Here is a 19,021-nt window from a genome sequence, read left to right on the forward strand (position 1 = left end):
ATTATAACACGACCCTCTTTATAATAAAGGACATAGAGCATTATTAACGGGAAGGATGATGAAAGATGTCGGGAAGCAGCAGCTTTGGCAAATTGTTTACGATGACGACTTTTGGAGAATCGCATGGGGAAGCAGTCGGCGTTATTATCGACGGCGTGACACCGGGCGTTGAAATTACGGAGCAGGAAATTCAATATCAGATGGACCGCCGCAAGCCGGGCCAATCGTCGGTGACGACGCCGCGCAAGGAGTCGGATACGATCCGCATTTTGTCGGGCGTGTTCGAGGGCAGAACGACCGGCGCGCCGCTGGCTGTTATGTTGAACAATACGGATATGAGACCTTCTGCGTACGAGAAAAATAAATTGTTGTTCCGTCCCGGCCATGCCGACTACACGTACGTGCAAAAGTACGTTCACCGCGATCATCGCGGCAGCGGCCGCGCATCGGGACGCGAGACGGCAGGACGCGTAGCGGCTGGTGCGGTTGCGCGCAAGCTGCTCAGCCTGCGCGGCGTGTCAGTGACTGCTTACACGAAAGAAGTAGGCGGTATTAAAGGCGAGACGGTCGATGTAGACTTCATCGAGAAAAATCCGGTGCGCGCGGCCGATCCAGTAGCAGCGGCCAAAATGGTCGAGAAGATCGAATACTTGGCAAGCGTTGGGGACAGCTGCGGCGGTATCGTCGAATGCATTATTCGCGGCGTGAAGCCGGGCATCGGCGAGCCGACGTTCGACAAGCTGGACGCTGAATTGGCCAAAGCGATGCTGTCGATCGGCGCCGTGAAAGGCATCGAGTTCGGAGCGGGCTTTGCAGCGGCGGACATGCTGGGCAGCGAGCATAACGACCAGATGGACAAGAACGGCTTCTTGAGCAACAACGCCGGCGGCATTATCGGCGGCATCAGCACTGGACAAGACATCGTCTTCCGCATTGCGGTTAAGCCGACTTCGTCGATTTCCAAGCAGCAGAAGACGGTAGACCAGTCGGGTGAAGAGCAAACGATCGAAACGATCGGCCGTCACGATCCTTGCATTTGTCCGCGCGTTATTCCGGTTGTTGAAGCAATGGTTTGCATGGTGCTCGAGGATCTGTACAAGCGTCAAGGCGCCTTGCACGATTAATAATGAACAGTGGAGATGAGCGTGTTTACTGGCTCATTCTCACGATATAGCTATATTGAAGAAATGGCGGTGCTAGGGAGGTTGTCCCTGCGCCGCCGTTTCTTTTTTTTGACAACCGAAGACCAAAATCGTCTATTGCGTAAAACAAGATTGGAAGTAAACTTGTCCGACGTTATCGCAGTGGCGGGAGCGGCTCATGGCAACATTATTCTCGTCGCTATCGGCCTCTGAGAAGGATCTATTATGGACAAGGGTATCTGAGGTAGTAGTACTGGAGATATGCTCTTGAAGGAGTGAATGAGCAGTTCTGGTAAATATTATTTACTATAAATAGAAACTAATTTACAATTTATTTCAAAAGGTATCTTTGACATCGATTATTCATTATTAACCAGATTTACATTTATCTTTGTTTTGTGTTGGTTAAATGCAGCCTCAGTACACGGGTAGGAATATACTTATACAAATGGCGCCGCGACGATCATACTGGACCATTTTGCTTATCAAATTCGTTAACGGGGGGCAGGGATGAAAAAGCTCATTACGTGGATGACAGTGATCAGTATGATACTGGCATATGGAGCGGAGGCGGCTGCGTACGTTCCTGATTATAAAGAAAAAGTAGAAGGTGTAACCATGATCCCGTCTTCTGGCGTAGGAGCCTATGCCGATCAGGTTATTTATCAAATCAACTACTTGTACGATTCGACCTGGCCCAATGACCCGGATATTGGGAAGATTTATTGGGAGACGACATTTAATGACCAGAATACGCCGGGAACCCCCAATATTCGAATATCGACCGAACAATTGCAAACGGAACTGCCTAACAATAAATGGATAGCGTTAACAATAGGCTGGCAGCTTGACTTCGAACAATTGGAAGTACGACCAATGGTAGAGAAGAAGGAAGAATTTGAACAAGAAACGATTACAATCAGAGAACAAGACGTGAATGACCAAATCGTCTTCAAGCAATATGTTCGAACAATTCGTAAAAATGTGCTGATAGATGAAGCAACGTATCAGCGTACAGTTTCGAATGGCTATGTCATAGAGGCTCCGCAATCTTATTGGAAGGTAGGCAGTGAAGACAGAAATGCCGCTCAGCTTATTGATCCCTCGATTACATACGGTGAAACACCTTCCGATCAGGAAATCATTGAAGCAGTTAGATATTATAAATCTCAAGGTTACCAGGTTATGATCTATCCGTTCTTGCTTGGCTATCGAGCTGATAAGCCATGGCGTGGACGACTGGCGCTTTCTTCAGAGGCGCAAGTTCATAACTTCATGACAAAGTCTACAGGCTACAATTCATTTATTGGTCACTATATTCAGTTGCTGAAAAATGAAAGAATTGACGGATTTTTAGTTGGATCGGAGATGGAAGCACTAACACTGTCCGCATCGCCTGAATACCCTGCCGTTGATCATCTGATTCAATTGATTCGTGAGGCCAAGGCAGAGTTTGGATCGCGTGTGCAGGTATCTTACGCAGCGAACTGGTCAGAGTACCATCATGACCCGAGCAACGGCTACTATCATCTTGACAAGCTCTGGAAGGAAGCAGATTTTGTAGGGATTGATGCTTATTTTCCGCTTACTGAACAACATTCTGTAGATTATCAAGAGATTTACAACGGGTGGCAATCAGGTGAATACTTTGATTATTATTACGAGGGTACGGATTATGAGAACAGGCTTCCTATACAGGAGAAATATGCCATAAAGAACATCCAGTATTGGTGGGAAAATGAACACTTCAATCCGGATGGCAGCCAGACCGATTGGATTCCCCGTTCCAAAAAGATTTGGTTTACCGAGCTGGGATTTGCATCGGTTAACGGTACTACCGTTCAACCTAATATATTTGTTGACCCTACATCATTAAAGAGCGGGTATCCAAGAGGATCGAATAGTGAGACGAGTGTGATGGCACAGGCGGTGGGATTAGATGCTGCTTTGGATTTTTTGAACACCCAGCCTTGGATAGGCAATGTGTTTGTTTGGACTTGGGATGCCAGGCCCTTCCCGGCGTTTCCGTTAAGCAGCTTTTGGTCAGACGGGGGCAATTGGGAGAAGGGGCATTGGTTGCAAGGTAAAACACATCCTTCAATTTCCGGGGACTTTAGTGTAGAGACGCTAAGGAGAGAATATCCCGAATACACCGACAGTCAATCGCTAATAGCTGATCCAATTGACACTTCCAATGGAGCTCATGTCATTAACAAAAATTTGATGCAACTATACCGTTTTTTTTATTTGATTTCGATATTCACTATAGTTCATTTACAAAAATTTGCTGAAATTGTACGGCTTATTTTCATTTGATTTCAATTGATGCTAATACCAGTACACAAAAAGTCCCCATAGTCTAAACACTTTTATAAGTGTCCAGTCTATGGGGACCAGTTGTGGTTGACTATCGTCAACTATTAGTTGTTGATCATTTGACGCAGAACGGTTTGCAGAATGCCGCCGTTCCGGTAGTAGTCGACGTCAACGAGCGAGTCGAGACGAACGATAACTTGGAATTCAATAGTCGCGCCGTCTTCTTTCGTAGCTACAACCTTCACTTTGTCGCCAGGCTGCACGTCGTTGGAAAGACCAACGATGTCGAATGTTTCATAGCCGGTCAAGCCAAGTTGCTTCCAGCCTTCGCCAGGCAGGAATTGCAGCGGCAGAACGCCCATGCCGACCAGGTTGGAACGGTGAATACGTTCGAAGCTTTCCGTGATAACGGCTTTAACGCCGAGCAGGAAAGTACCTTTTGCCGCCCAGTCACGGGAGGAGCCAGTACCGTACTCTTTGCCGCCGAGCACGACAAGGTTCGTGCCGTCTGCTTGGTATTTCATGGAAGCTTCGTATACCGACGTTACTTCGCCTGTTGGCTGGTAAGTCGAGAAGCCGCCCTCTGTACCTGGAGCGATTTGGTTCTTGATGCGGATGTTCGCGAAAGTACCGCGAACCATCACTTCATGATGACCGCGACGGGAACCGTACGAGTTGAAGTCTTTCTTCTCAACGCCGTTAGCGATCAAGTATTTGCCGCCTGGAGCGTCCGGACGGATGCTGCCCGCAGGGGAAATATGGTCGGTTGTAACCGAGTCGCCGAGTGCAAGCAGCGTTTTTGCCGCTTTGATATCTTCAACGTCACGGATGCCGTCAGCCAGCTTGTCGAAGAATGGAGGGTTTGCAATGTACGTCGATTTCGGATCCCACTCGTACAGCTCGCCTTCCGGTACTGGAATCTGGTTCCAGCGTTCGTTTTGCGTATAAACGTTTTCGTATTTTGCACGGAACATTTCAGGCGACAAGGAAACGCCGATTGCGTCCGCAATTTCTTTGTTTGTTGGCCAGATGTCTTTCAGGTAAACCGGTTGGCCGTTTTTGCCCGTACCGATCGGCTCGCTAGCGAAGTCGATGTTGACTGTACCTGCAAGTGCGTAAGCAACAACGAGTGGAGGCGAAGCCAGGTAGTTCGCTTTGATTTGCGCATGGATGCGGCCCTCGAAGTTCCGGTTACCGGAGAGGACAGCCGCCACCGTCATATCATTGTCAGCGATTGCTTGGCTTACGTCTTCCGGAAGCGGACCGGAGTTGCCGATACAGGTTGCGCAGCCATAGCCTGCTACGTGGAAGCCAAGCGCTTCGAGCGATTCCAGCAGGTTTGCTTTGCGCAAGTAGTCGGTAACAACCAGGGAACCTGGAGTCAGCGAGCTTTTCACATATTCAGGCTTCACGAGACCGAGCTCGACAGCTTTCTTCGCCACGATGCCTGCGCCCACCATAACGCTTGGGTTGGACGTGTTCGTGCAGCTTGTAATTGCGGCGAGAACGACAGCGCCGTCTTTCATTTGGCTGACTTTGCCGTTGCCGTGCTTCACTTCGACCGTTTGGTCAAGCTTGCTGTCGGATAGACCGTAGCCGCCTTTGTCAACCGGTTGACGAGCGATCGTATTCCAGGAATCTTTCATCTCCGTCAGGTTGATGCGGTCTTGCGGACGTTTTGGACCTGCAAGGCTCGGAACGACGGAACCGAGATCCAGTTCGACTACTTCAGTGAACGTAGGGTCTGGCGTATCATCCGAACGGAACATGTTTTGCGCTTTGTAGTAAGCTTCAACGAGTGCAATTTGCTCTTCCGTACGGCCTGTTTGGTGCAGGAAGTCGAGCGTCGTCGCATCGACAGGGAAGAAGCCGATCGTTGCGCCATACTCTGGAGCCATGTTGGCAACTGTCGCACGGTCAGGCAAGCTGATGTTGGACAAGCCCGAGCCGAAGAACTCAACGAATTTGCCGACAACGCCTTTTTTACGAAGCAATTGCGTAATTGTCAGGGCAAGGTCAGTCGCAGTAGCGCCTTCCGCCAGGCTGCCGGTCAGCTTGAAGCCGATAACTTCAGGCGTTACGAAGTACAGCGGTTGGCCAAGCATGCCGGCTTCCGCCTCGATGCCGCCTACGCCCCAGCCTACGATGCCGAGACCGTTGATCATCGTCGTATGGGAGTCCGTACCGACGAGCGAGTCAGGGAATACAAAAGTTTCGCCGTCAACTGTCTTCGTAGTCGCTACGGAAGCGAGGTACTCGAGGTTGACTTGGTGAACGATACCGGTATCCGGCGGAACCGCGCGGAAGTTGTCAAACGCTGTTTGCGCCCAACGGAAGAAACGGTAGCGTTCTGCGTTGCGTTCGAACTCGATGCGTTGGTTGATCTCGAGCGCGTCCGGGGAACCGAATGCGTCGACCATGACCGAGTGGTCGATTACGAGGTCGACCGGAACGAGCGGGTTGATTTTTTTAGGATCGCCGCCTGCTTTTTTAACGGTTTCGCGCATTGCCGCAAGGTCTACGACAACCGGTACGCCGGTCAAGTCCTGCAGTACGATACGGGAAGGAATGAAAGGAATTTCTTTGTCGTCGCGGTTAGCCGCCCAATCAGCAAGTTGTTTGACATGCTCTTTCGTAATCGCGCGTCCGTCGAATTGACGTACGGCACCCTCCAGAAGCACTTTAATGGAGAAAGGAAGTTTGGAAATGTCGCCTAGCCCTTGTCCTTCAAGCGCCTGAAGGCTGAAGTAGGAATAGTTCTTTCCGCCAACCTCGAGGCTGGAACGGACAGCGTAATGGTCATTGTTAGCCATTTTCTTGAAGCTCCTCCTTTTGAAAATGAGATGAACGATTGGTTTTGTTTCACTCTGTGAAACACTATTTCAAAAATCGTCTATGGCTCTATTATAGCGTGAAAAGCGTCCGTTCGTAAAGCGGTAACGACCGGAATAGGTACGGATTTTTTCGATTTTAGGCGTTAAGGATTACGAATTGACAAAGAAATAGGCACTGCCTGCAAGCCGTTCCATAACGGGGTCGACAACTTCCTCCGGCACGCCAACTTCCTGCAAAGCCTGATACATGCATTGGAGCCACGCTTCGGCGTGTTCTTTTCCAATCGAAATGTGCATATGGCGCGCTCTCATCCTAGGATGCCCATACTGCTCCGTATATAAGGGCTCCCCGCCGAAAAATTGCGTCAAAAACAATTCCTGTTTATCTATAACAGGATCGATGTCCTCCGGGAATAATGGACCGATTAACGGGTCTTTTACAACTTTTGGATAAAAGGCTTCTACGATCCGGCGAATGCCAGCTTGTCCGCCAAGTGCTTCGTATATTGTCATTGTCATCGTATTTTCGTCCTCTCTTTTACTGGTTATCGCTTGCTTCTATTATTAAGGCGTATGTGATAGCGTATAGCAACCTCATGTTCAATGTAATGGAATTGGCCGGGTTTGTAAACTTTCGTGACCGTCGGCGGCAGTCGTGCCGAGCGCAGGTTTCATCGTAGCTTGCTGTCATAATGCGTCCGCTCCTGACAGCTTTCTCCGGTCTTTATAATGGAGCTTTTCTAGCTTGCAACAGCCAACTGGCTGCATTTACCTCCTATAAATATCCCCGTTTCAGCAACTTTTCTAGTAAAATTGCGTCTAACGAATGATAGAAAAGCCTTGAAGCGACAACTAGAGTGGACAAAGGAGATTGTAATGTTAAAAAAAGCAAGCATAGCGGCGATGACCGCGCTGCTGGCTGCAACGCTGGCTGTTCCCGCCTACTCGGCGGCGGCAGGCGGTCCGAAGCAAATGATCGTTATGCAGCAAAGCAGCAAGATGTACGATAATGGCCAATTGTTTATGGCGACTCAGCCAACCGAAGAGAAGAAAGGCGTCACATTTGTGGCAGCGCGTTCGCTCGCATCGAAGCTGGGCATGCAGGTGACCTACAACGCGAAGACGAAAGAGTACGATTTTATGAATAATAGCGTTAAATTACGCTACAAGTTGAATTCCGCTTCGTATACGGTAAACGGAACGCAAGCGAACGCAATTGGCGCGGTATACATAAAAAATGGCTCACTAATGGTTCCACTGCGATCCCTCGTTTCTCCGCTCGGCATGACGCTGGCACTGGACAAGCAGCAAAAACGCATCGTCGTCTCAGGATCGTCGACCTCGGTTCCGAATCCTACTCCGACTCCTGATCCTGGAGGGGAGACTCCTGTCGAGCCGACTGAACCGCCGAATCCAACTGATCCGCCAACAACTCCGACTCCTCCGGCTAACGAGCCGCCTGTCGCACGTTTTATTACCGATAAGCAGAGTTACCGAATCGGAGAACAAGTTCTCTATACCGATCAAAGCACAGACGATAAAGGTATCGTAAAAACCGAATGGATGAATAAGCAAGATGTGTTTTTCGAGCCAGGCAATTATACCGTGACGCTTCGCGTTACCGATAAAGAAGGGTTGTCTGCCGATTATTCGTTAGATGTAACGGTTACGAACGAAATTCTTTATACGAAAGAACAATACGATCGGCTGTTTACGAAAATCGGGGATAAGTTCCCTATTGATGCGGCAAGCGTACTGCAGTTCCAGGCGCTTAACTATGCCATTGAGAAGAGCGGACAGCAAACGCTGATGCGTTTGAACAGCCCGGAGACGATTTATGAAGAAGGCATTTATTACAGTGATACAGCATCCGGCAATGTGCGGTTTTTGCTCCATCACCAAAACAACCGGACAAGTCCGGTTAGAATTTATTTGATCGCAACCAACACAAATGAGGACCCCGTTATTGTCACTTCCGGTAAAATCGGAATAGGAGGACCTTCCACATACGTTTCTGCAACCGGCAAAAATGCGCTTGCCCGTTACTTGCAGGGGACGAACGATTCCGTTACCACGGTCATTCCGCCAGGAGAGAGCCGAATCGTGCTGCGGGAAATCAGCAATATCAGGCTCGATACCGGAAAAGTTATTACTGCGCACGCCGATTTGGTTACTTCGCAGCCGCTTCGTTTTACTTCGGTCGTAGTGAACGACGGGCGTGATCCGCTTGTCGCAATGCCGCAGCTTCCGGTATTGCCGTGGGATGGCAAGCATGCGCGCGGTACGTTTGAGCAGGCCGACCGGTCCATTACGCTTCGCGAATCGCTTGGCGGCTCGCCGTCGCGGATGGTGCTTGCCGATCAAACTTATGATTCGTATTTGCAAGGATATGATGCATTAAGCGGCATGCCGCAGGTGAACAGCGGCAACTACGGCTCCAACTATACCATTACGCTGGAGCGGGTGCAGCCGAACACGCTTATCGCTCTGAATGCGCGCGGCGGCCACTACGGTGGGGCATTCCTCGTGAACGGCAAGCTGACGTATATGACGACCGAGAACATATTGAGCAACTCAAGCGAGGCAGGCGTCTTGTATCGTACAGGCAGCCGCGAGGAGAAAGTCACCATCGTATTTTCACCGGCTTCCGGCAGCAACCTGCCGATCAATTTGATCTTCCTGCCGCTTCCATCAGCTCTTTAATCGAATCCGCAGGGCGCAGCAGCAAGAAGCGCTGGCGGTAAGGCAGTGCGGATGTAGAAATGGGAGCTGAACATTTGTTTTCAGCTGCTTACTTGATTGACTGACTGACTGACTGTATGTCTGAGATGTGATGCCAGGCGGACCAATAGGGGATAAAGGCGGGGTAGAAGCTGTAAAGCGGAAGCCCGCCTTTTGTCGCGTTAAATGGGTTGAAAAATCGAGCGCTGTAAGACGGAAAACCGTCTTACGGAGTCCAAATCGGCCGGAATCGATCGCTGTAAGGCGGAAAACCGTCTTACAGAGGCAAACGTCGGTCGAATCAAGCACATACGACGAACGATTGACTGTGATCCTTGATCCCATGAACAACACACATGAACAACACACATGAACAAAATTACTTGAACATAAATAGCTAACAAACTATAATGGAGCTTATGGGTGCGAACGAATGTACATCTACAGTATTCAATTGTACATTTAGAGCATCATTTTCTAGAAAATGTATATCTATTTTTATGAATATATCTATGAAGAGGGGCGAAACGATAAATGACTCATTCAACGCGTAAAAAGCAACTAGGCACGATTCCGCTTTCTATTCTTGATTTAGCACCGGTCGTAGAAGGCGCTACTCCGAGAGAAGCGCTGCAAAACAGTCTCGACCTGGCACAGCATGCCGAGAAATGGGGCTATAACCGATATTGGGTGGCTGAACATCATAATATGCCGGGCATCGCAAGCTCGGCTACGTCGGTCGTAATTGGCCATATCGCTGGCGGAACCTCGACCATTCGTGTCGGATCAGGCGGCATTATGCTGCCTAACCATTCTTCGCTCGTGATCGCCGAGCAGTTCGGTACGCTTGAGTCGCTTTATCCGGGGCGGATCGACCTCGGCTTGGGCCGGGCGCCGGGCAGCGACCGGCTTACCGCGATGGCGCTGCGACGGGATTTGAACCATGGCGAGGATTTTCCTGCGCAAGTACAAGAACTGTTCGCCTACTTTGGCGAACCGTCGGCCGGGATGCCGGTGACCGCTGTTCCGGGCCAAGGACTCGATGTTCCGGTATGGCTGCTCGGATCCAGCGATTTTAGCGCGAAAATGGCGGGCGAGCTGGGGCTACCGTTTGCATTTGCAAGCCATTTCTCGCCGGATTACACGCTGCCGGCGCTGCACGCTTACCATAGCCATTTCCGTCCGTCCAAATATTTGGACCGTCCTTACACGATGGTCGGCATTAACGGCATTGCGGCCGATACGGACGAGAAAGCGGAATTTCTGTTCTCGACGATGCTGCAGCAATTTGTCAACCTCATTCGCGGAGGAACGCCGAAAAAGATTCAGCCTCCTGCCGACATGAACAGCATCTGGAACGAGTATGAGAAAGCGGCCGTCATGAAACAGCTGAAGTCCGCTATTACCGGAAGTCCGGAAACATTCCGCGACAAGCTGAATAAGTTCATCGACGAGACGCAAGCGGATGAAGTGATTATCAATACAAGCGTATTCGACCATCAAGATCGCCTTCGGTCTTACGAGCTGATCGCTCAACTCGGGTTGAATCCATCCGTCTAACCTATCACGGGCGAGACAATCCCTCGCTAACAAAAATAAGCCTTACGAACAACCGTATCCCATTCGCCAGATGGGTAGCCGGAAGTCCGTAAGGCTTTTTTTTTGATGCATATAGGAAAAAGGAGGGAACGCACAGCGCGCGCCTCCCGGCGCGCGGTGCTCGGTAACACGCCGACGGTCAAACCTCGTGCGGCCATTCTACCCATCGTTGTTAAAGCCCGATTCCTTTATTTCATCGAAGTTTGGGGGAGGCATCGGGCTATAAGGTTGAGCCTATATTTTGATTATTTTAGAAACAACTGGCCGCAAGACAACAAATAGTAAGAAGTCTGTTAGCGCACCCGTTGTGTTCGTAATTAGATCCGTTACATCGAATGTTCTCGAATGTAAATCACCCCACCACGCGCTCAGCAATTGTGCGCATTCGATCATCAAACTGAAGAGAAAGGTAGAAGCAACGGTACTCGAAAACCCCTTCTTTGTCGTTAGAGGAAACAAGAATCCGAACGGCATCATCATAATGACATTCAAAAATATCTCTTTAGCCGCTCCTCCATGATTTAGCCTTAAATCTCTAAATGGTTCAAAGTTTGCTGTCTCCCAAAAAAAGTTATTCGTGCCTGCGAACGGAATGGTAAACGGCATGAGGGTAACAAACAAGACCATTGCAATATAGACGTATAACAGCGTATTAACCGCTAGTTTCTGTTTCGAAATCCTATTCCATTTCCGATAAAAGAACAAAAAATAAACGAGCACCAGCAGCATAAAATCAAATAAGTAGCCCAAAGTTATAACAAGCTCCTCGATATTAAGTTCCATCCATCTCTATAACTACATTAAAAATATGCAGTCGAATCTTAATTTCATCCATCGCACCTTCCCGATTCCGTTCCTATAATGGAGGCATACGGGTCAAGACATTATTGTGCGTCAGCAGGAGATTTGGCTGTGTAAACTGTCCGGAAATCGGTAGGGGAGTAGCCCGTATCTTTTCTGAAAAACTTGGTGAAATGATTCGTCTCGGAAAAACCGGTCCGAACGGCGATTTCCTTCACGCTGAGCGTCGTCGTCGTCAGGAGCAGCTTAGCCCGCTCGATCCGTTTGCGCCCTACGTATTTAAGCGGCGGCATGCCGAAATGCTTTTTGAAGTAGGCGATAAAATAATTCGGATGCAAATGAACGGCGTCGGCCAGCATGCGGGTGCTGATCGTTTGGTCGAGATGGGCTTCGACATAATGTTGAATAACGCTCAGCCGATTCATTTCCTCAGTACGCTGCTGCAGCGCCTTGACCGGAACCAGCTCTAAAAAGGCGGAGACGATTTCCAGCAGGACAAGCTTCTCGCGCAAACGGGCGATGACCGAAGACTGGCCGTTCCAATGAACCATTTCCTGAAACAGGCGGGTCATCCGTTCGGCATCCTCGATATCGATGCAGAGCGGCACGCCGATCCATTGGAACAAATCAAGCGGCCCTGCTGTCAACGTGAAATGGCACCAATATTTCAAAAAAGGCTTGTCGTTGATTGGCGAAAAGGAATGCTGCATGCCGGCCGGGACGATGCATAGCTGGCCAGGCTTCGGATGCAGATGCTCCTGCCCGACTTTGATCCAGCCTTCCCCGTCCACGATATAATACAATTTATTGTAGGAACGGATCGAATCGGTTTCGCCCCATTGCATCGATACTTGCGTGTAGGCGGCGACTAGCAGCTCCATATGAAGCGATTGCAGCAGATCCGATAACGCTTTGTCTTCCGTAGTCGGGTTCAAACCGTGTTTCACCGCGTTTCATTGTTGGATTGGAGAAATGCGTATAACTTCCGGTAATCATAATCGTAATACCATACCGGTCAAAATGACCATTTCGCTGTCCTACTATCATAATCGATATAGGGAGCGATAGAAAGAGAGGAACAGACATGGAACTGTTTTACCGTAAACCGGCATCCGTCTGGACGGAAGCGCTTCCGCTCGGCAACGGCAGTCTAGGAGCGATGATATTCGGAGGAATTGAGTCGGAGCTTCTTCAATTAAACGAGGATACGCTCTACTCGGGCTACCCGCACTTGGGCGCGAATCCGGGAGCCAAAGAGGTGCTTCCTGAAATTCGCAGGCTGATTGGGGAAGGCAAATATATCGAAGCTGACCAGGCGGCGAAAAAAACGATGGGTCCCTATACGCAATCTTATATGCCGTTTGGCGACCTGGCCGTGCAATTTTATCATGGCGGAATCGCCGAAGACTACGAGCGCAGACTCGACTTGAAGGATGCGGTGCAGCGGACTGCTTACCGCATCGGCAGTACAGTTTACAGAAGGACGACGTTCGTTTCGTTCCCGGATCAGGCGCTTGTGCTGCGCATCGAAGCGGATGGGCCGGACGGCATCGATTGCTCTGCGCGACTGAGCAGTCAGCTCAAGTATAAAACGGCCGTGGAAGGCGAGCATTATTTGCTGAAAGGCAATTGTCCATCCAATGTTGACCCGAACTACTTCGCATCCCGCAAACCGTTCTCTTATGATGAGCCGGCTATGCGATTTGAAGGAAGACTGTTCGCAATTACTGAAGGCGGAACACGGCAAACCGATCATGACGGCATCCATATTGAAGGCGCATCGGCCGTAACGTTCGTGTTTACAGCGGCGACCAGCTTCAACGGCTTTGATCGCCACCCGCATATGGAAGGTAAAGATCCTTCTCCGATTACACGCGAGCGTCTCGAGGCGGTGCTTGCGAGAAAGCATACCGAACTACTGGAACGCCATATTAATGACTATAAGCCGTTGTTCGACCGCGTTAGTCTCCATCTTGGCGCTTCGCAGCTACCTGAAGATCTGCCGACGGACGAGCGGGTCAAAACCTATGGCGCAAGCGATCCTCGCCTTGTAGAGCTATTGTTTCATTACGGCCGTTATTTGCTAATTGCCAGCTCCAGACCGGGCACGCAAGCAGCGAACCTGCAGGGTATTTGGAATAAAGAGACCCGTCCGCCTTGGAGCAGCAACTATACGCTGAACATTAACTTGCAAATGAACTATTGGCTGGCGGAAACCTGCCATTTGGCTGAGTGTCACGAGCCAATGATCGATTTTATCGAACGAATTGCGGTCAACGGGGCTGCGATTGCAAAAGAAAACTACGGTTTAGGCGGCTGGGTTGCCCATCATAACAGCGACGTCTGGGCGCACGCGGCTCCCGTCGGCGATTACGGGGACGGCGATCCGGTGTGGGCAAGCTGGTTCGCATCGGCGCCTTGGTTGTGCCGGCATTTATGGGACCATTACGCGTTCGGCGGAGATCTTGAGTACTTGCGGGAAAAAGCATATCCCGTTATGAAGGAAGCGGCTGTGTTCTGCCTCGAATGGCTCGTTCCGAACCGGGACGGATACTTGACGACTTCACCTTCCACATCGCCGGAGCACAAGTTCCAAAGTCCGGAGGGCGGCCTGGCGGCAGTCAGCGAAGGCGCGACGATGGATATTGCGCTTATCCGTGACCTGTTCACGAACACGATCGAAGCATCCAAGGAGCTGGACGAGGACGAGTCGTTCCGCAGCAAGCTAGAGGAAGCGCGTGCCAAGCTGCAGCCTTATAAGATCGGAAAATACGGCCAGCTGCAGGAATGGGCGGAAGACTTCGAAGACGAGGACGTTCATCACCGTCATGTCTCCGGGCTTTATGGGATATACCCTGGCGAAGAATTGACGCCTTGGAACGAGGATCGTAAAGTGTGGTTCGAAGCAGGCAGACGGTCGCTGGAGCGGAGAGGCGACGAAGGAACAGGCTGGAGCTTAGCTTGGAAGCTGAATTTATGGGCCCGCTTCGGCGAAGGCGATCGCGCGCTTGCATTGATCGGCAATTTGCTTCGTCTCGTTCGCAGTGACGCTCACGGCGGCGAAGGGGGAGGCGTGTACGCGAATCTATTCGACGCGCATCCGCCGTTCCAGATTGACGGCAACTTTGGCTACACGGCTGGCGTTGCGGAAATGCTGATGCAATCGCATGACGGTGTGGTGCGGCTGTTGCCGGCGCTACCGGCGCAATGGAGAGCTGAAGGCCAGTTTGGCGGCTTGCGAGCAAGAAACGGCTTCGAGCTTAACGTATCGTGGAAGGATGGCGCAGCGGAGCGGATCACGGTACAGTCCGTGAACGGAGGAGATTTCCGGTTTGTTTCAGAGAGCGCTTGGCATTCGGCGGATGGCAGGCAGATGGAACCGGTTGGCGGTGTTATAACGTTGACGATGGCGGCGGGAGATCAGTTCGAACTGACGCAGCAATTGTAAGCCCGGGACAAGATGCTCTTCCTTACTTGGCATGTAAGCGAGTACAATAGAAGTATACTGCTTGCATGCGAGAGGAGGAGCTCCAAATGATCGTATACGAGAAAGAGCACGCCTTTGTGCTGATTGCCCAACACGACCACGCGCGCATTTCCGGCGATTTGATGAAAGCGTGGGAATCGGAAGCGGGGCAGCGGGACCCGCGGACAGACGATATGATATTGGCTGCCTATGAGCATGACCGGAGCTGGATTGACCTGGACTGCTGGCCGCTTTGGAACGATGCGGCTCGAAAGCCTTATTCCTTTATCGACTTTCCGGGCAATATCCGATTTCATTATTACACGAAAGGTTTGGACGAGGTACAGCGGAGCAACGGGTACGCTGCTTTGCTGGGCAGCATGCTGTACACGTCCTTGGCCGAAAAATTCGAGAACGACGATGCGGTTCGTTTCGTCAATCGCGAATATGCTCGTCAGCGCACGATAAAGCGGCTCTTCAAAGTAGATGAAAGCAGGCTGCAAAACCATATCAGCGCGCTCGTTCTGTGCGATGGGCTTAGCTTATTTGCCTGCATGAATGAGCCGGGAACGCCTAGAGAGCAATTTGAATGGTTTGCGGACGGTTTCGCGTATATTCGGGAGGGAGAGCCGCGGCGGCTGAATGCCGACTGGAACGGAGTCGAGTCGATCGAGCTGCGGCCGTTCCCCTTCGCTTCAGAGGTTCGTACCGTAATCATCTATAAAGAAGTAGATAAAGCAGAAGTCGCCCGTCTTGGGATCGGCGAAGCTTACAAACGAGAGATATTAAAGGAAAAAGCAATTGTGTTTCGCGGCGGAGAGCCGGGGAAGTAACAGCAATAATCACTTCACTCGGTGCGCGTTATTTCCCTATTGTCGCCGTGCGATAGGATATAGCCGTCCAAATAACGGCTAAAGCGCAAAATAAAAAGCCGGGAAATCGGAATTGAATCCGATTTCCCGGCTTTTTTCTGCAATAGGGCTATTCGTTAGCGAAGGTTAGGAATATCTACTTCCGGATTCGTGTCGGCCTCGTAGTCGACGCCTTCGGTCTCAAAGCCGAACAGCTGGAAAAACTCGCGGCGATAGCCTTCCAGATCGGACTTCTCGTATACGTTCTCCGTAGCAAGATCGGCCCACAACTGCATGACTTCCGCTTGCACGTCCTCGCGCATTTCCCAATCGTCGATCCGAATCAGACCGTCTGGCTCAACTGGCGTCTCGCCGCCCGTGTAGAGCCGTTCGGAGAACAAACGGTACATTTGCTCGATGCAGCCCTCGTGGTTGCCCTTTTCTTTCATAACTTTATACAGCGCGGAAATGTAGAGAGGCACAACCGGAATCGCCGAGCTCGATTGAGTGACGAGCGCTTTGTTTACCGATACGTATGCCCGTCCGCCCGTTGCGCCCAATTGCTTGTTCAAGCGGAGCGCCGTTGCTTCCAGATCGTTTTTCGCACGTCCAATCGTACCTTCGCGATATACGGCATGCGTAATTTCCGGTCCGATATACGAATAGGCGACCGTCGTTGCATCGGCTGTCAGCAAGTCAGCCTTTTGCAGCTCGTCGATCCACATTTGCCAGTCCTCGCCGCCCATGACAGCAATCGTTTGGCGAATTTCATCCTCGGTAGCGGGCTCGATAACGGCAGTCGTCACTTCGCCAGTATGGAAGTTGACCGTTTTATTCGAGTATGTACCGCCGATCGGCTTGATGACGGAAGTGAACGTTTCACCTGTTTTCGGATGAGTACGGCGCGGAGACGCAACGCTGTAAACGATCAAGTCAATTTTGCCCAATTCGGTGCGGATCAGATCGAGGGTTTTCGCTTTGATCTCATCGGAGAAAGCATCGCCTACAATGCTGTAAGACTTGCGGCCTGCTTCAGCAGCTTCGCGCTCGAACGCTGCGGAATTGTACCAGCCGGCCGAAGCCGTGCGGGAGCCTTCTGCCGCCTTGTCGAAGTATACGCCGATCGTGTTCGCGCCGGAAGCGAAAGAGGCAACGATGCGCGACGCCAAGCCGTATCCGGTGGAAGCGCCGATGACGAGGACGTTTTTAGGGCCTTCAAGTGCAGGCTGAGCTTTTACATATTCGACTTGCCTCTTTACTTGCTGGGCACAGCCTTCGGGATGCGCAGTCGTACAAATAAAGCCGCGCGTTTTCGGTTGAATGTTCATATGGGATATTCCTTTCTGATTTGAAATTCATGTATTCGCGGATGAGGACACTCTATCCCATTTTACCGATTTTTAACGCTAAAGGGAAGCAAACGGCGGCTGTATTTCGCAAAATAGGAAAGCGTTCCCGGTTTCGACAAATGAAAAAGGCTGCGCCCGGTTTCGCGGATCGATCCGCATCGGGCCAGCCCTTGTCTTGCAACCACTCCGCCATGCGGCTGCGGCCTATCTTGTTCCGGAAATTTGCTGTTCCGCCAGTTGAACGAGACGTCTCGTAATGGAGCCGCCAATAGAGCCCATGTCGCGCGTAGTCATATGGCCGTAATATCCGTCCGCAGGCAGCTGTATGCCCAGTTCTTGCGCCACTTCGTATTTCAACTGCTCAAGTGCGGCCCGCGCTTGCGGGATAAGCAGCTGGTTTTGGTTTCTCGCCATAGGTTCGACCTCCTTCTTGCCGTTATTATGCGGCGGCCGTATATGGATTATTCGTCATTTCAGCCGTTATTTACCGCCGAAGTCGGATGCATAGTCGTGATAAAATCGGAATACGGGGAGGGAACGGCGCATGTGGATGGAACCGATGCTGACGTCCGAGGTTGAGGAGCCCTTTTCCGACGACGATTATTTATTCGAGCCGATGCTGGACGGCCATAGGCTGCTGCTTTCTTTTATCGGCCAGCGGACGCGGTTGTTTACCCGATATCGCAACGACATATCCGAGCAGTACCCGGAATTGTTAAACGTTCCAATGCTTCGGAATGCCGACATCATCGTTGACGGAGAAGTCGCCTTTGTCGACTCGGATACGGGCGAGACGCGTTTCGAAACGCTGATGGAGCGTTTTCGAATGAAGAAGCGGCCGCGTATTCGTGAGGCAGCGAAGAGACTGCCGGTTACTTATTTCGTATTCGATCTTCTTTATTATAATGGTCAAGATTTGCGGGACTGGCCTCTGAGCGAAAGAAAGCGGCTCTTGTCCGAGCTGCTAGGTCATAATACCCATTTCCGCATCTTGCCTCATATCCGAGGAGATGGGAAGCGGATGTTCGAAATGGTGAAGCGTCTGCAGCTAGACGGGATGGCGTGCAAGCCTGCGGAGAGCCGCTACATAGGCGGAAGAGACGGCGAATGGCTGAAGGTGATCAACCACCGGCGGCAAGAGCTGCAGGTTGCCGGATGGCGGAAGGACAGGCGCGGATGGTTGATTCGAACGAATGAATCGAATACGTCGTTTGTTGATGGACAGGTCGCCCCAGAGCTGGCGGCTTGGCTCAAGGACAACGGTACAATCGCCAGGGAAGATCGCGACAATTATTACTTGAAAGCGGGTGTGCTTGCCTCGGTTGCGCATAGAGGCTGGCTAAGCGACGGCCGAATGCGCAAACCGGCATTGCTGCGGCTTTACAGCGAGCATGAAAAACGTATGATTGCGGCGCTAAGCAAAAGTTAGATAACAGATGCAATAATAGTTTGAGATACCCTTGATCCTGTTCAACGCAATCGTAAAGCAGACAACCGACGGCATTAGCTGTCGGTTTTTTTCGCATGCAATTAGGCTTGATGCCTTGCTGGCTGTCATGACTGGTTTTTGTCATTTTTGCGCAAACTGTACGAAAACCAATGCTAGAAAAAGAAGGAGATGTATGCGTAATGCTGGACAAGCTGGATAGAGCGTTATCGCTGGGATTTGGCCTCGCGGTCGCCAGCAAGGAGCAGGTGGAGAAAATGGTGGACGACTGGGTGAAGAAGGGCGAGGTCGGCAAAGCCGAGTCGGCGGAGTACGTTGATCGGCTTGTTCAGAAAGGAGAGGAAGCAAGGCAGCAGGTGGAGTCGACTGTCCGAGAACGCGTGCAATCGATATTAAGCGAGCGGGAAGGCAAGTATGCAGGCAAAGAGGAGATCGAGAGACTGGAGCGCCGTCTTGAAGCGCTGGAGCAGCGCGAATTTCCGCAAAGCTGAAGGG

The 19,021-nt window shown here is 51.0% G+C and carries 15 protein-coding genes; 9 read left to right on the plus strand and 6 right to left on the minus strand.

From position 1 onward, the window contains the following. Positions 1-65: 65 nt before the first annotated feature. The 3 genes from aroC (at position 66) to ACFVTB_RS10800 (ending at position 3,458) form a co-directional block, all read left to right on the plus strand. Positions 66-1,124, plus strand: coding sequence for a chorismate synthase (aroC, locus tag ACFVTB_RS10790; RefSeq protein WP_387748319.1), 1,059 nt, complete (start codon positions 66-68; stop codon positions 1,122-1,124). Between the two features lie 81 nt (positions 1,125-1,205). Continuing rightward, positions 1,206-1,355: a hypothetical protein gene (locus tag ACFVTB_RS10795; RefSeq protein ID WP_387748321.1), complete on the plus strand. Its 150-nt coding sequence runs from the start codon at positions 1,206-1,208 to the stop codon at positions 1,353-1,355. 297 nt (positions 1,356-1,652) lie between these two features. Beyond that, positions 1,653-3,458, plus strand: a complete 1,806-nt coding sequence (locus tag ACFVTB_RS10800) for a baseplate megatron protein TIM-barrel domain-containing protein (protein WP_387748323.1) — start codon at positions 1,653-1,655, stop codon at positions 3,456-3,458. 104 nt (positions 3,459-3,562) lie between these two features. On the opposite strand, the gene acnA is transcribed toward ACFVTB_RS10800, so the two are convergent. Beyond that, positions 3,563-6,271: an aconitate hydratase AcnA gene (gene acnA, locus ACFVTB_RS10805; RefSeq protein ID WP_387748325.1), complete on the minus strand. Its 2,709-nt coding sequence runs from the start codon at positions 6,269-6,271 to the stop codon at positions 3,563-3,565. A gap of 171 nt (positions 6,272-6,442) precedes the next feature. Then, complete coding sequence (locus ACFVTB_RS10810) at positions 6,443-6,811, minus strand: globin domain-containing protein (protein WP_387748327.1); 369 nt, start codon at positions 6,809-6,811, stop codon at positions 6,443-6,445. Between the two features lie 357 nt (positions 6,812-7,168). Here ACFVTB_RS10810 and ACFVTB_RS10815 point away from each other — a divergent pair, with 357 nt between their 5' ends. Next, entirely contained in the window at positions 7,169-8,995 is a 1,827-nt protein-coding gene (locus tag ACFVTB_RS10815) for a stalk domain-containing protein (protein ID WP_387748329.1), read from the plus strand. 552 nt (positions 8,996-9,547) lie between these two features. Continuing rightward, a complete protein-coding gene (locus ACFVTB_RS10820; RefSeq protein ID WP_387748330.1) occupies positions 9,548-10,573 on the plus strand; it encodes an LLM class flavin-dependent oxidoreductase in 1,026 nt (341 codons plus the stop codon). A 273-nt stretch (positions 10,574-10,846) separates the two neighbouring features. Here ACFVTB_RS10820 and ACFVTB_RS10825 read toward each other — a convergent pair whose 3' ends face one another. Next, positions 10,847-11,362 carry a VanZ family protein gene (locus ACFVTB_RS10825; RefSeq protein ID WP_387748332.1) on the minus strand — a complete coding sequence of 172 codons (516 nt, stop codon included), beginning with the start codon at positions 11,360-11,362 and terminating at the stop codon, positions 10,847-10,849. 134 nt (positions 11,363-11,496) lie between these two features. Next, positions 11,497-12,348 (minus strand): helix-turn-helix domain-containing protein, encoded by an 852-nt coding sequence (locus ACFVTB_RS10830; protein WP_387748334.1) that lies wholly within the window; start codon positions 12,346-12,348, stop codon positions 11,497-11,499. A gap of 149 nt (positions 12,349-12,497) precedes the next feature. Between ACFVTB_RS10830 and ACFVTB_RS10835 the strand changes: the two genes are divergently transcribed. After that, positions 12,498-14,861: a glycosyl hydrolase family 95 catalytic domain-containing protein gene (locus tag ACFVTB_RS10835; protein WP_387748336.1), complete on the plus strand. Its 2,364-nt coding sequence runs from the start codon at positions 12,498-12,500 to the stop codon at positions 14,859-14,861. Positions 14,862-14,947: 86 nt separating this feature from the next. Further along, a complete protein-coding gene (locus tag ACFVTB_RS10840; protein WP_387748338.1) occupies positions 14,948-15,712 on the plus strand; it encodes a DUF3891 family protein in 765 nt (254 codons plus the stop codon). Between the two features lie 155 nt (positions 15,713-15,867). On the opposite strand, the gene fabV is transcribed toward ACFVTB_RS10840, so the two are convergent. Both fabV and ACFVTB_RS10850 read right to left on the minus strand, forming a co-directional pair. Continuing rightward, positions 15,868-17,058, minus strand: a complete 1,191-nt coding sequence (gene fabV / locus ACFVTB_RS10845) for an enoyl-ACP reductase FabV (protein WP_387748340.1) — start codon at positions 17,056-17,058, stop codon at positions 15,868-15,870. A gap of 225 nt (positions 17,059-17,283) precedes the next feature. Further along, complete coding sequence (locus ACFVTB_RS10850) at positions 17,284-17,493, minus strand: alpha/beta-type small acid-soluble spore protein (RefSeq protein WP_387748342.1); 210 nt, start codon at positions 17,491-17,493, stop codon at positions 17,284-17,286. 130 nt (positions 17,494-17,623) lie between these two features. On the opposite strand from ACFVTB_RS10850, the gene ACFVTB_RS10855 reads away from it, so the two are divergent. Continuing rightward, on the plus strand, positions 17,624-18,508 hold the full coding sequence (locus tag ACFVTB_RS10855; RefSeq protein WP_387748344.1) for an ATP-dependent DNA ligase: 885 nt from the start codon (positions 17,624-17,626) through the stop codon (positions 18,506-18,508). A gap of 200 nt (positions 18,509-18,708) precedes the next feature. Further along, entirely contained in the window at positions 18,709-19,017 is a 309-nt protein-coding gene (locus tag ACFVTB_RS10860; protein ID WP_387748346.1) for a phasin family protein, read from the plus strand. Positions 19,018-19,021: the final 4 nt, after the last annotated feature.

The sequence above is a fragment of the Paenibacillus sp. NPDC058071 genome (assembly GCF_042885235.1).
Taxonomy (GTDB): Bacteria; Bacillota; Bacilli; order Paenibacillales; family Paenibacillaceae; genus Pristimantibacillus.

Bases quoted from the DNA above. Each gene is read 5' to 3' on its own strand.
- aroC (WP_387748319.1), top strand. From the start codon at position 66: ATGTCGGGAAGCAGCAGCTTTGGCAAATTGTTTACGATGACGACTTTT.
- ACFVTB_RS10800 (WP_387748323.1), top strand. From the start codon at position 1,653: ATGAAAAAGCTCATTACGTGGATGACAGTGATCAGTATGATACTGGCA.
- acnA (WP_387748325.1), bottom strand. From the start codon at position 6,271: ATGGCTAACAATGACCATTACGCTGTCCGTTCCAGCCTCGAGGTTGGC.
- ACFVTB_RS10810 (WP_387748327.1), bottom strand. From the start codon at position 6,811: ATGACAATGACAATATACGAAGCACTTGGCGGACAAGCTGGCATTCGC.
- ACFVTB_RS10815 (WP_387748329.1), top strand. From the start codon at position 7,169: ATGTTAAAAAAAGCAAGCATAGCGGCGATGACCGCGCTGCTGGCTGCA.
- ACFVTB_RS10820 (WP_387748330.1), top strand. From the start codon at position 9,548: ATGACTCATTCAACGCGTAAAAAGCAACTAGGCACGATTCCGCTTTCT.
- ACFVTB_RS10835 (WP_387748336.1), top strand. From the start codon at position 12,498: ATGGAACTGTTTTACCGTAAACCGGCATCCGTCTGGACGGAAGCGCTT.
- ACFVTB_RS10840 (WP_387748338.1), top strand. From the start codon at position 14,948: ATGATCGTATACGAGAAAGAGCACGCCTTTGTGCTGATTGCCCAACAC.
- fabV (WP_387748340.1), bottom strand. From the start codon at position 17,058: ATGAACATTCAACCGAAAACGCGCGGCTTTATTTGTACGACTGCGCAT.
- ACFVTB_RS10850 (WP_387748342.1), bottom strand. From the start codon at position 17,493: ATGGCGAGAAACCAAAACCAGCTGCTTATCCCGCAAGCGCGGGCCGCA.
- ACFVTB_RS10855 (WP_387748344.1), top strand. From the start codon at position 17,624: ATGTGGATGGAACCGATGCTGACGTCCGAGGTTGAGGAGCCCTTTTCC.
- ACFVTB_RS10860 (WP_387748346.1), top strand. From the start codon at position 18,709: ATGCTGGACAAGCTGGATAGAGCGTTATCGCTGGGATTTGGCCTCGCG.